This window comes from Micromonospora saelicesensis, assembly GCF_900091575.1.
GTDB classification, from domain to species: Bacteria; Actinomycetota; Actinomycetes; order Mycobacteriales; family Micromonosporaceae; genus Micromonospora; species Micromonospora saelicesensis.
Window position 1 is genome coordinate 1401548 of record NZ_FMCR01000001.1, and the last position, 11910, is coordinate 1413457.

Annotated in this window: 13 protein-coding genes; 5 read left to right on the forward strand and 8 right to left on the reverse strand. The window is 71.1% G+C overall.

The window, feature by feature from the left end; all coding sequences use genetic code 11:
* Nucleotides 1-4 precede the first annotated feature (4 nt).
* Nucleotides 5-1561, reverse strand: a complete 1557-nt coding sequence (locus GA0070561_RS06640; protein ID WP_091396362.1) for a S8 family peptidase — start codon at nt 1559-1561, stop codon at nt 5-7.
* Between the two features lie 217 nt (nt 1562-1778).
* Here GA0070561_RS06640 and GA0070561_RS06645 point away from each other — a divergent pair, with 217 nt between their 5' ends.
* Entirely contained in the window at nt 1779-2378 is a 600-nt protein-coding gene (locus GA0070561_RS06645; RefSeq protein WP_091396364.1) for a hypothetical protein, read from the forward strand.
* On the opposite strand, the gene GA0070561_RS06650 is transcribed toward GA0070561_RS06645, so the two are convergent.
* From GA0070561_RS06650 to GA0070561_RS06660, 3 genes are all read right to left on the reverse strand, one after another.
* Entirely contained in the window at nt 2346-2744 is a 399-nt protein-coding gene (locus tag GA0070561_RS06650) for a hypothetical protein (RefSeq protein ID WP_091396368.1), read from the reverse strand. The two genes, GA0070561_RS06645 and GA0070561_RS06650, sit on opposite strands and share 33 nt — an antisense overlap.
* A gap of 214 nt (nt 2745-2958) precedes the next feature.
* Complete coding sequence (locus tag GA0070561_RS06655; protein ID WP_091396369.1) at nt 2959-3180, reverse strand: DUF397 domain-containing protein; 222 nt, start codon at nt 3178-3180, stop codon at nt 2959-2961.
* Nucleotides 3150-4031, reverse strand: coding sequence for a helix-turn-helix domain-containing protein (locus GA0070561_RS06660; protein WP_091396372.1), 882 nt, complete (start codon nt 4029-4031; stop codon nt 3150-3152). The genes GA0070561_RS06655 and GA0070561_RS06660 overlap by 31 nt, the downstream gene beginning before the upstream one ends.
* 625 nt (nt 4032-4656) lie before the next feature.
* Here GA0070561_RS06660 and GA0070561_RS06665 point away from each other — a divergent pair.
* Nucleotides 4657-4941, forward strand: coding sequence for a hypothetical protein (locus tag GA0070561_RS06665; protein ID WP_091396374.1), 285 nt, complete (start codon nt 4657-4659; stop codon nt 4939-4941).
* Nucleotides 4942-5045: 104 nt separating this feature from the next.
* Entirely contained in the window at nt 5046-5501 is a 456-nt protein-coding gene (locus GA0070561_RS06670; RefSeq protein WP_244166078.1) for a hypothetical protein, read from the forward strand.
* A 7-nt stretch (nt 5502-5508) separates the two neighbouring features.
* Here the strand turns inward: GA0070561_RS06670 and GA0070561_RS06675 are convergent, their stop codons facing one another.
* Together GA0070561_RS06675 and GA0070561_RS06680 are read right to left on the reverse strand one after the other, a co-directional pair.
* Nucleotides 5509-6324 (reverse strand): PASTA domain-containing protein, encoded by an 816-nt coding sequence (locus GA0070561_RS06675; protein WP_091396381.1) that lies wholly within the window; start codon nt 6322-6324, stop codon nt 5509-5511.
* Nucleotides 6325-6484: 160 nt separating this feature from the next.
* Nucleotides 6485-7165, reverse strand: coding sequence for a PASTA domain-containing protein (locus GA0070561_RS06680; protein ID WP_091396384.1), 681 nt, complete (start codon nt 7163-7165; stop codon nt 6485-6487).
* Nucleotides 7166-7288: 123 nt separating this feature from the next.
* Here GA0070561_RS06680 and GA0070561_RS06685 point away from each other — a divergent pair, with 123 nt between their 5' ends.
* On the forward strand, nt 7289-8713 hold the full coding sequence (locus GA0070561_RS06685; protein ID WP_091396387.1) for a hypothetical protein: 1425 nt from the start codon (nt 7289-7291) through the stop codon (nt 8711-8713).
* A gap of 147 nt (nt 8714-8860) precedes the next feature.
* Here GA0070561_RS06685 and GA0070561_RS06690 read toward each other — a convergent pair whose 3' ends face one another.
* Entirely contained in the window at nt 8861-10339 is a 1479-nt protein-coding gene (locus tag GA0070561_RS06690; protein WP_091396391.1) for a glutamate-cysteine ligase family protein, read from the reverse strand.
* Nucleotides 10340-10650: 311 nt separating this feature from the next.
* A complete protein-coding gene (locus GA0070561_RS06695) occupies nt 10651-11232 on the reverse strand; it encodes a YceI family protein (protein ID WP_091396394.1) in 582 nt (193 codons plus the stop codon).
* 99 nt (nt 11233-11331) lie between these two features.
* Here GA0070561_RS06695 and GA0070561_RS06700 point away from each other — a divergent pair, with 99 nt between their 5' ends.
* Nucleotides 11332-11850, forward strand: coding sequence for a MarR family winged helix-turn-helix transcriptional regulator (locus tag GA0070561_RS06700; protein ID WP_091396397.1), 519 nt, complete (start codon nt 11332-11334; stop codon nt 11848-11850).
* Nucleotides 11851-11910 lie beyond the last annotated feature (60 nt).

Consider the following 11910-nt stretch of genomic DNA (forward strand, 5'->3'; position numbering starts at 1 on the left):
CCGGTCAGACGGTCAGGGTCCAGGTGTTGATGTAGCCGGTGTCGGCCGAGTAGGTGTCCCGCACCTGGAGTCGCCAGATGCCGTCGGCGGCCTCACCGGACACGTTGGCCGTGTACGTGGCGTTCACGTTGTCGGCGCTGTCCGAGGTGCTGCTGTTCTTCAGCCGGTACGAGCTGCCGTCCGGGGCGAGCAGGTCGATGACCAGGTCACCGCGGTAGGTGTGCACGATGTTCACCGCCACGGTGGAGGCCGAGGAGGCGTTGCGACCGCAGCCGGAGATGGTGATCGAGCTGGTCACCGCCGAGCCGGCGTCCGGGATCGACACGTCGGTGCCGTTGGTGCCGGTGCAGCCGGTGGGCGGCGGCGGGGTGCTGCCGGTGCCCACGTAGAGCAAGAGGTTCGGCGAGCCCGAGCCGGGGTTGCCCACCACGTTGGGGGTGGCGTTGGCCACCAGTTGGTTGCGGACCTGAGCCGGGGTCCAGCTCGGGTTGGCGCTGGCCACCAGGGCCGCCGCTCCGACCACGTGCGGGGTGGCCATCGAGGTGCCGCTGATCGTGTTGGTAGCGGTGTTGCTGTTGTACCAGGCCGAGGTGATCGACGAGCCGGGCGCGAAGATGTCCAGGCAGGTGCCGACGTTGGAGAACGACGACCGGGCGTCCGAGCTGGTCGTCGAGCCCACCGTGATGGCTTCCGTGGTACGCGCCGGCGAGGTGTTGCAGGCGTTCGCGCCGTTGTCGTTGCCGGCCGCCAGCCCATACGTGACACCCGAGGCGATCGAGTTGCGGACGGCGTTGTCCAGTGAGCTGTTCGCGCCGCCGCCGAGGCTCATGTTCGCCACCGCCGGCTTGATCGCGTTCGCGGTGACCCAGTCGACGCCGCCGATCACACCGGCGTTGGTGCCACTGCCGGAGCAGTTCAGCACCCGTACGCCGACGAGCTGGACGGCCTTGGCCACCCCGTACGCGGATCCGCCGACAGTGCCGGCCACGTGCGTGCCGTGCCCGTTGCAGTCGTCGGCCGACCCGCCGTCCACCGCGTCGTAGCCGGAGGTGGCCCGGCCGCCGAAGTCGTTGTGGGAGAACCGGATGCCGGTGTCGATGATGTAGGCGTGCACGTTGCTCGCCGTGTTCGGGTAGGTGTAGGAGCTGTTCAACGGCAGGTTGCGCTGGTCGATCCGGTCGAGGCCCCAGGACGGCGGGTTGGCCTGCGTGCCGGAGATCGAGACGGTGTGGTTCTGCTCGACGTACGCCACCGCCGGGTCGGCCGCGATCCGCGCCGCCGCGCTGGCGCTGACCTTGACCTCGAAGCCGCGCAGCGCCGCGCCGTAGGTGCGGGCCACAGTGCCGCCGTGGCGGCCGGAGAGCCGCTTCGCGGTGTCGCCGACCCGGTCCCGGGCCACGGCGCTGTCCTTGAGTACGACGATGTAGCTGTCCGGCACGGCGGTGGCTCCGCCGGCGGCCCGAACCACACCCACGGGTTCGGCGGCCAGGGCTGGGGTACCGACGGCCAGCACGGTCGCCGCAGCCACCCCGATCAGTACGGACCTTCGTGGAAGACCCATTTCCTACCTCCCTCTGACCGGCAGTGGAACGTGACCACCGGTCCCAACATCAATCGACACTCGCCGATCTAGCTGAGGGTAAGTCAGGCGTCGGGCAGTTGAACATGTCGAAACGGCCATAACCTTCGAGTGATGACCCCCTACGGGCCCGGCGTCCGGGGCGAACGGGGGACAGGCCCGGATTCGCCTCGCCGGGATTCGGGAAAGACTCTCGAACATGGAGAGCCAGCTCACCATCCTGCTTCCGGTCGCCGCCGTCTGGCTGGCCGCCGGCGTTGTTGCCGACGGCCTTCCCCGGCTGCGCAACACCCGCATGCTGCGTCGGCGTACCGGATGGTTGCTGGTGCTGGCCCTCACCGGCGTGGCGCTCACCGCGGCCGTGCTCGGTGGCGGGCTGCTCAGCGCCGGCACCGCGCCGGTAGACCGGGCCGCCGCCGGGCTCACCCTGGCCGCCGGCCCGGCGCTCGTGGCGGCGGTCTGCTCGGTACGACGGATCCGCCGGCTGTGGGCCGGTGCGGGCGCGTTCGCCAGTGCCCCCGCCACCCCCGCGCCGCACGGGCTGCGCGCTGCCGCGGCCCACCCGCTCGTCGGGCTGCCCCTACAGGTCACCGCCCTGGCCACGGTGCCGGCGTTGATCGCCGCCGCCGGCGCCGACCTTGGAGCCGATCCCGGCGTCACCGGGCCGGCGATCACCGTGGGCGCGCTCGCGGTGATCGCCATCGGGGTCCGGCACGCGCTGCGCCACAACCGCTTCGCGGAGCGGGCCCAGCCCGCCGTCGCAGGGTCAACGCGGGCGGCTGGCGCTCTGCACGTATAGCAGCTCCAGGATCGACCTGGTCGCCTCGAACCAGCGGTCCAGCCAGTCCTGCGAGGGCACGGTGCCCTTCGGCGGCAACTCCATCAGCAGACCACGCAGCAACGGGTGGTCCGCGAGGGACTCGGGCGGCTCCATCGGCCAGCCCGTGGGCGGGAACGACGGCTCGATCAGCGGGTTCGGGTCCAGTGAGGGGAGCGAGAGCGGGGGATCCGTCGTCTCGGAGGCACCCTCCCGCCCGCTCAACTCCTGGTCGGTCGAGACCACCTCGGTCAGAACCGTGTCCCGACGAGCGCCGCGGTACTTGCCACCGAACCGCTCCGGTTTGGCCGGACCGGTGGTGAGGTTGTCTGAACCGATCGTCGTCATCCGTCTCGCCTACTCGCTCGGTTGCGGGTCGGTGCGGCGGGTCGTCGACCAGCGCCGTACCGACCGGTTCAACGAGACGGGGACGCTCTGGCGACGGGAATCCCGACGGAACCTCGCCGACCCCAGGCCGCGACGCGACCGTCAGCCGCTCCTACCGCGGACACGCCAGAGTCCCCGTCCGGCGAACCGAACGGGGACTCCATTGACCAGTCGGTCAGACCGCGCCGAACACACCACCCCTGGTGCCGGCAACGAAGGAGTGCCAGTCACCCGGTGCGAAGACCAGGGCGGGGCCCGCCTTGTCCTTCGAGTCCCGCACTCCGACCGCCCCCGTCACGTACGCCACCTCCACGCAGTTGTCACAGTTCGGCCCGCTCTTCGAGCTCTTGAACCATGCTGCCTGCGTCAGGTCCACGGGGAACCCTTTGGTCGCCATTTCCACAACGGCTCCTCTGCCAGTTTTGCGATGTGTGCGACGGACTCCTCCGGACGTATGGCCGCAGCGCGGATGTGATCGAAGATGAAGCTGTACTTCTGTAGTTCGTCGCTCTTCTCGAGGAAAAGCCCACCCGTGGCGTTCTCCGCGTACACAACATCCGGATCACCGGGCTCAGGGAAGCTGAGGATCGTGAAAGTGCCGTCCATGCCGGCATGCGCACCCACCTCGAAGGGCAGGATCTGCAGCGTCACGTTCGGCAACTCGGCCACCTCGACCAACCGCTTGAGTTGGCCGCGCATCACCTCGTCCCCGCCCACCGGCCGACTTACCACCGCCTCATCGAGCACCACCCACAGATCGACCGGATCGTCCTGGGTCAATAACGACTGACGGCCCAAACGGACACGCACTCTTTGGTGCACCTGATCGGCCGTGAAGTCCGGCCGAGCGGCACGGATCATGGCCCCGGCGTACTCCTCGGTCTCCAGAAGACCCGGAACGACCTGCTGTTCGTACGCCCGGATCGAACTGGCCGCCGCCTCCAGCCCGACGTACGCGCCGACGAGCACCGTGCTGTAGGGGTGCCACCAGCCCTTCTGGCGGGCCTCCCGGGCGATCTGCACGAGCTCGTCGCTCTCGGCGCCGACCACGCCGTAGATCCGCAGCATGTCCCGCACGTCGCGTGGTGTGGCAGTGGTGTGCCCGGTCTCGATCCGGGAGACCTTCGACGCCGAGCACTCCAACTGTTCGGCGACCACCTCGATGGTGATCCCGGCGGACTCCCGCTGGCGGCGCAGCTCGGCCCCGAGCCGCCGCCGTCTGATGGTGGGACTGCGCCGCTCACTCATCGCGCAACCCGTGAGTCACTGGTCCCCGCCGCTGGCTGCTCGACCCCACTCGGGCTACCTCCGGTAACGCGCCACTGGGTGACACCCGCCGGGGGCGCGACCGTCAACCGGCGAGCGTTCGCGACGAAGGGGGTGGTGCCGGTCCTCGGCCGGCCGCGACGGGCGAAACCGGCCCCCAGTCTGCCGCCCGGACGCGGATGGCTTCAATAGGCCTTTCGCGCGACACGCTCACGTATCGGCAAAAGTCGACGTGCAACTTGCATGAAGCACGTCCCTGATGCACTCTGTCCGTATGGCACGGATCACTCAGCGTCTCCGCTCGGTCCCTCGGAGTGGTGACCCCACCGCTCTGGGGAAGCCGGGCACGGCGCCGGCCCGGCCGACGACAACGAGACCTGCTCCGGGGTAAGGACCCCGCCGCTGCAAGCCGGCAAGCTGCGGCGGCGGGCGCGTTCCCGGAAGCAACCGGGTGGTGGTCGGGTGGCGGCACGTCACCAGCGGGGTACGGCCCGACCACCGCCATCCGCACCACCGGTTCACGAGGCACGACCCCGTCACCGGCCGAGACGTCCCCCGTTCAGGCACCGCCGGCGCAACCGCCGGCCGATCCTCCCCAGGAGCCCATGTGCTTCCCCGCACCGGTGACGTACTGCACGTGACACGCGCGGCGAGTGTCCAGTTCCTCAGGCCGATCAAGTTCCGGGTGATCCGGGTGCTCGACTGGCCGACCTATGACGGCTGGCTCTGGCTCGACGGCTACGAGTTGAACGCCGCGGGCGACGCGGTCACCCGACGGTCGATCTTCGTCCAGCGGGAAGGGCTGCAGCAACTGCAGGCCGCCCCCGAACCCCGCCCGCACACCGTGCGGGCCCGCCGCCCGGTCGCGCGTACCCCGCTCCGGGTGGGCTGACCGACCCGAACCGCCGCCGGTGGGCGTGCCGTCGCCATAGAATTGGTACGCCCACCCCGGCACCGTTCCACCCGCTCGTCCAGGACCCTGACCCTGGGATGGTCATGGTCAATCAGCCCGCCCTGCGGCGGCACCACCGCTCCCGTATCGCCTATGCCTTCGGACTCCTCGCCCTCCTCGGGGCGATGGCGACACTCCTGGTCCTCGTCCGCGACCCGGCGATGTCGTCCACCCGGCTGACCGCACCGGTGCCCGCACCAGAGATCACCGTGCTCGACTCCGACCCGCCGACGGGCGACGGTCAGTCGGTCTACGAGGAACCCGGTTGGATCGACACCGGCTCCCCGGCCGACCACGCTGGTGGTGCCGACCCGACCGGACCGGTGTCCGGTCTGGGTGCCGGCAGCCAGTCCGACGGCCGTCAGGAACTCACCGAAGCCGCTTCGGCCGGGCACAGCGCCACGGACATCCGCCGCTCCCTCTTCTGGTCCGGCATCTTCGGCCTCGCCATCTCGCTGGCCGGCATCGGCCTCGTCGGCACCCGCCGCCGGATGTGGTGACCAGCGGTCACGGCGTGCTCGTCACCGTAGGGCTCGGCGTGGTCGGACTCGCCCCGGTCGGTGGCTCGGCCTGCGAAATGATCAACAACACCTCGTCGTCGGTCGACACCGACGTGCCCGCCTCCGGCTCGGTCCCCACCACCGTCCCCGGCGGCAGCTCCGACGGGCGGTACACCACCCGGTAGGGCAGGCCGAGCCCGGTCAACAGCCCCTCGGCGGTGGCCTGCGGCAGCCCAGCGAGCGGTGGCACCGGCAGTTCCTCCGGCGCGTCAGTAGTCGGCGGGCTGCTCGGCGACTCACTGGTGGGCGCCGCCGACGTGGGGGCTGCGCTGGTCGGCGGGGTGCTGGGGGCACTGGTCGGCGGAGGGGACGGGGTGGGCCCCGGATCGTTGCGGTCGTCCTCCTGCTGGGCACGCACCAACCACAGCGCACCCCCGAGCAGGCCTGCGAGCAACAGCGCCAGTACGCCCCAGAGGATCGGCAGCCACCACCGCCGACCACCCTGTTCCTCGACGTACCACTCGCCCGCGGGGTCATCAGGTCGGGGCGAGCGCACCTCGGCCCGACCGGACCACGACGGCGGTATCGGCGCTGTCCGGTCGGCCGCCGGACCCGGCCTGGTGCCGGCGGACTGGTCAATCGGCATGGTCTGGTCGGGCGACAGGTCGGGACGAGCCGGGACGGTCCGGTCGATCGGTGCCGTCTCGTCCGGTCCGTCGGCGGCGGGCCCGGCCGGGGCCGGCCGATCAGCGGCGGAGGGCAGGGGGCGGGTCCGGTCGTCGTCGTGCTCGCCGGCGGGAGGCTCCTGGCGGTCGTCGCTCATCGCACGTCCTTTCCCGAACCCGGACGGGCGTCATGGCCCTCGACCGCCAACCTAGTCGCCCACACCGCCATCGGTGGGGATCAGCGTGCCGAGCCGCGCCGGCTGTCCGCGAGACAGGACGCAGGTAGGGGCCGGGAGGCTCGAACCCGCCGGCCTTGAATCAGGGCGTGGGTTTCGTGGTCGGCTGGCCGTCGGAGCCACACCAGATGCTGACCTGGTCGTTCCACCGGGCCGGGCCGTCCTCGGCGGGCTCCTGCCGGCTGACCTTCCCAGTGCGTCCGCTGACGTAGCGCGGGTAGAGGCCCTCGTCGACCAACTCGTCGGCGGCGTCGGCGCAACTCTTGCCGACCACGTCCGGCACCTCGGCGGCCGGCGCCGGCCCGGCGACCTGTAGTTGCACGGTCGTCCCCCGGGCGACCTCGGTGCCCACGTCCGGTGTGGTGCTCTCGACCGTACGGCCGACGCCGCCACCGAAGACCAGCCGCCAACCCAGCCGCTGCTTGCGCAGCGTCTCCCGGGCCTGCTCGAAGTCGGTGCCGATCACCGGCGGCACGGTCAGGCCGGCCCCCTTGGTCGAGGTGGCGGAGGTCTGGACCGCCGACGGTGTCGGCCGGCCGCTGCTCGGTCGGGGTGCGGTGGCCCTACTGGTCGACGCGCCAGCCGTGGTCGCAACGGCCAGCGGATCACCAGAGGGCGCGTCGTCCTCGCCGGCCAGCAACCAGCCGCCGGTCGCGCCCACGGCGGCGAGCAGCACCGCCGCCAACCCACCACCGAGCACGACGCTGGCCCGGCCCGCACCGCCACCGGCGGCATTCTGCTGGCCCGTGTTCGTGTCCGTCATAACGCCCACCGCCTCATCACCGGCGACCGTACCGCCCGCCGCCCAACCCGCCCGCACCGGCGGTCCACACCGGCGGGTCTCTGCGACTCGCCGCGCCGACGACGGGACGTTACGCTGCCCGGCATGGCCAGACAGGGCTGGGGAGTATCGATCGCAACGGCGATCGGGGTCGCTGCCGGCGCGGGTGCCGCACAACTGGGCTTCGGCTACGGGCTCGGCGTCATCACCTGGACGCCCACCGATGCCGGTGCGACCGACACGGCCTGGGCGGACGGCCTCGCCTGGGCCACGTGGCTCGCCGCCAGTTCGACGGTCCTCGGCGCGGTCTGCGCGCAGCGGCTGCACCAACGGAACGCCCCGGCCAAGGCCGTGGTCTCTTCGGAGACGTCTCCCGACGGTGGTGGTGCCCGCCACGAGGGCCCGCACCTCGACGATCGGGCACCGGAGCACGAGAGCCCGGCCGACGGGCCTCCTCCGGCCGTCGACACCGCGCGGCCGGAGGCGGTGGACACGCCGCCACCGGTGGCTGATCCGCCGGTCCACGACAGCGGTGGCCTGCTGCGCCGGGTGGCCCTGGCGCTTGGCGCCGGGCTGGGCGGGCTGGTCACGGTGCTGTTGATCGCGGTACCCGCGCGGGTCGCGACCGGCGCGGACACCGGCGCTCCGCAACGGACGGCCGCCGTACAGGCGACGCTGGGCATCCTGATCGGCGTCCTCGTCGCGATCTGGGCGCTTCGCTCCCGAGCCGCCGCGGTGAACGTGACCGCGACGGCCGCCTGGCTCTGGCTGCTCGCGGTGATCTCCGTGATCGACGGGGTACGCGTCGGACGAGGGCTGACCGGCGCGCAACTCGGCACCTGGCAGTTCGACCCGGACCACGCCCGGTACTGGATCGGGGGCCAGATCTACTGGCCCGGCGCGTTGCTGGCACTGGTGCCCGCGCTGCTGATCGGCGTACTGGCCGCCCGGCGGTCCGCCCGCTCCGGCGGGCACCGCGTGGGTGCGGCAGCCTCCGGCGCGGCAGGCCCGGTGCTCGTCGCGCTCGCCTACCTGACCACGCTGCCGCACTGGTCGACGCTGGGTCCCGCGCAGCTGTCCACCCAGCTGATCGCCCCGTACGCGGTGATCGCCGGTATCGGCGGCTCGGTGCTGGCCGCCCGCCTCGGCGAGCGAAGCGAACGGAACCGCCCGGCTAAACAGAGCCGCTCGACCAAGCCGGGTGCGGTGCCTCGGGACACGGTGGCCGACCCGGCCCCGATCGCCGAGAGCGAGCCCCCACCGCCGGTCTCCGGCTCGACGACCACAACCTCAGGCTCGACCGCCGGAACCGCAGCGCGGCGCAGGAGGGCCGACGCCCCACCGCAGACGCCCCGGACGGGCTCACTGCCGGGCGACGCCACCGCCGCACCGCAGGTTCCCGCCCCGCGTACGGACCCAGACCTCGCGAAGCCGGCCGGTCCCATCGAAGCAACAGCGGCAGAGGACCTGACCCCCACCAGCCGGCGCACCCGAGCAGCCCGCCGCACCACCCGCCCCACCACCGACTAACCGCCCACCCCACCCGGGCCCCCACCCACCCTGTTGATCATGAAGTTATTGCCACCTCGCTCGGCGTGTCATGGCAATAACTTCATGATCAACGCGTTCATCGCGGGGGGTGGGGCGGGTGGGTCAGGTGGGGTGGGGCGGGGTGGGTCAGGTGGTAGGCCAGGTGTGGACGGGTTGGTTGGTGCGCTGGAGTTCGGCGTAGCGCTGGACCATGTGGTGCAGCGCGGCCGTGCGATCCATGCCGTGGTGCCGCTCCGCCGCCCAGACCACCTCGGTCTGCCAGGCGGCGCCGTTGCGGCCGGTACGGCAGCGCTGCTCGATGATGTCGAGCAGCCGGTCCCGCTGCGCCGGGGCGACACCGAACCCGTCCAGGCCGGTGGCGGCGGTGGGCAGCAGTTGGTCCAGGACCAGCTTGGTGACCGGCACGTCGCCAAGCCCGGGCCAGTGCAGCACGGCGTCGAGGCCACGTCGGGCGGCGGCGTGGAAGTTCTCCTCGGCGGAGCTGAAGGTGAGTTGACTCCAGATCGGTCGGTCGGCCTCGGCCAGACCGCGTACCAGCCCGAAGTAGAAGGCGGCGTTGGCCAGCATGTCCACCACCGTCGGACCAGCCGGCAGCACCCGGTTCTCCACCCGCAGGTGGGGGCGGCCGTTCATGATGTCGTAGACCGGACGGTTCCACCGGTAGACGGTGCCGTTGTGCAACCGCAGCTCCCCGAGCTGTGGCACACCGCCGGCGTGCAGGACCTCCACCGGGTCCTCGTCCTCGCAGATCGGCAGCAGCGGCGGGAAGTACCGGACGTTCTCCTCGAACAGGTCGAAGATCGAGGTGATCCACCGTTCGCCGAACCACACCCGCGGCCGTACGCCCTGGGCCTTCAGCTCGTCCGGGCGGGTGTCGGTGGCCTGCTGGAACAGGGCGATCCGCGTTTCGGCCCACAGTTGGCGGCCGTACAGGAAGGGGCTGTTCGCCCCGACCGCCACCTGCACCCCGGCGATGGCCTGGGACGCGTTCCAGTAGTCGGCGAAGCTGTCCGGGGCGACCTGGAGGTGGAACTGGAGGCTCGTGCAGGCGGCCTCCGGGGCGATCGAGTCGGTGTGTGTGCGCAACTGCTCGACGCCGCGAATGTCCAGCTCGATGTCCTCGCCCCGGGCGCCGACGATCTGGTCGTTGAGCACCCGGTAACGCTCGTTGGTGGAGAGGTTGTCCTCGACCAGGTGCCCCTCGGTGAGGGTGGGCAGGATGCCGACCAGGACGATCTTCGCGTCGGACCTGGCGGCACGCTCGTCGGCCCGCGAGAGGCTACCGCGCAGGTCGTGCTCGTAGTCGGCGAAGCCGGTGCCCTCGATCAGTCGGGGCTCGGCGTTGAGTTCCAGGTTGAACTGCCCCAACTCGGTCTGGAAGAGGGGGTCCGCGATGTCGGCGAGGATCTCCTCGTTGCGCATCGCCGGCTCGGCGGCCGAGTCGACCAGGTTGAGTTCGATCTCCAGGCCGGTCATCGGCCGGTCGGCGTCGAAGCCGAAGTCGTCCAGCATCAGGGCGAAGACGTCCAGGCACCGCCGCACCTTCTGCCGATATCGGACGCGATCATCCCGGGTGAAGGCGCCCTCTGAGACGTCCCTGCCCATGTGTCCTCCCGACGGCCGGCGCGGTCGGGATCCTGCCGTCCCGGAAGCGCTTTGTGAAGCATCCACGGTAAGAGCGCCCACCTGACCGGGGCCAGAGGGCCGACGGCGGTGATCCGACGTCGACCGGGGCGGACGCGCTCGTGGCGCCATCTGTACCCCGTCGTCGCGCGGCCGGACCCGATTGCGGTGCGAACAAGCCGTGACAATTACCACCAGTGGGAACGACGCAGGGCCCGCGCCGACGTGCGGCGCGGGCCCTGCGTACCGGATCGCCGGGAGGATTCCCCCTGCCCTCCGGCGATCCCCGGGGATCAGGCCTGGCGGACGGCCTCGCCCTCGATCTCGATCTTGATCTTGCGGCTGACCAGCACGCCCCCGGTCTCCAGGGCGACGTTCCAGGTCAGGCCGAACTCCTCGCGGTCGATCTCGGTGCTGGCGGAGAAGCCGAAGATGTCCTGGCCGAACGGGCTGCGGCCGACACCCTCGAACTCCACCTCCAGCTCGACCGGGCGGGTGACGTCCTTGATGGTCAGCTCACCGGTGAGCACGAACTCGCCGCCGCGACGGGACTTGACCCCGGTGCTGCGGAACTCGAGCGTCGGGAACTTCTCGGCGTCCAGGAACTCGGGGCTGCGCAGGTGCGCGTCCCGGTCGGCCTGGGTGGTGTCGACGCTGGCGGCCTGAATGGTCGCGACGACCGACGACTGCAGCGGGTCCTCGGCGACGGTGATGGTGGCGGTCGCCTCGTTGAACTCACCGCGAACCTTGCTCACCATCATGTGCCGGGCAACGAAGCCGACCCGCTTGTGCGCCACGTCGAGCGCATAGGTGCCGGCCGCCGGGATGGTGAGGCCGTCCCAGTCGCGGGTAACCGCATCGATGCTGCTGGTCATGCTGCTGTCCTCCAGGAGATTGTTTAGTAGCCCAACGACTGCTTGAGCAACTATAACCGCAACAACATTCCCCGTGTCAAGCACTGGTATGATGAACGGGTGACCAACGTCTTCGACGATCCCCGGATCACCGCCGTCGGCCTGCTCTTCGAGGCACACGCCGGGCTGTCAGCCCGGTTCAACGCCCAACTCGAGGAGCACGGCCTCTCCGCGGTCGAGTTCGAGGTCATCACCCGACTGGCCCGCTCGCCGGGCAACCAACTACGCATGACCGACCTTGCCGCACAGACCTCCCTGTCGACCAGCGGAGTGACCCGTGTGGTGGACCGGATGGAGCGCGACGGGTTGCTCACCCGCCGGGCCTGCCCGAACGACCGACGCAGCTCGTACGCGGTGGTCACCGCCTCCGGGATGCAGCGCCTGAACGAGACGCTGCCCGGGCATCTGCAGATGATCGAGCAGTGGTTCACCGGGCAGCTCGACCCCGAGGCGCTGGCGGCCCTCCTCGACGGGTTGCGGCGGGTCCGCGACGCCGCGCATCCGTGCGCCACCGCCGGCAGCGACGACGTCAGTCCGGAGCAGGTCGCCGCCACCGACAACGCCACCCGACGGCACTGATCAGCACCCGCCGTCGGGCGGCGGCAGCGGCAGAAAGACCGGCAGAACTGACCCAGCAAA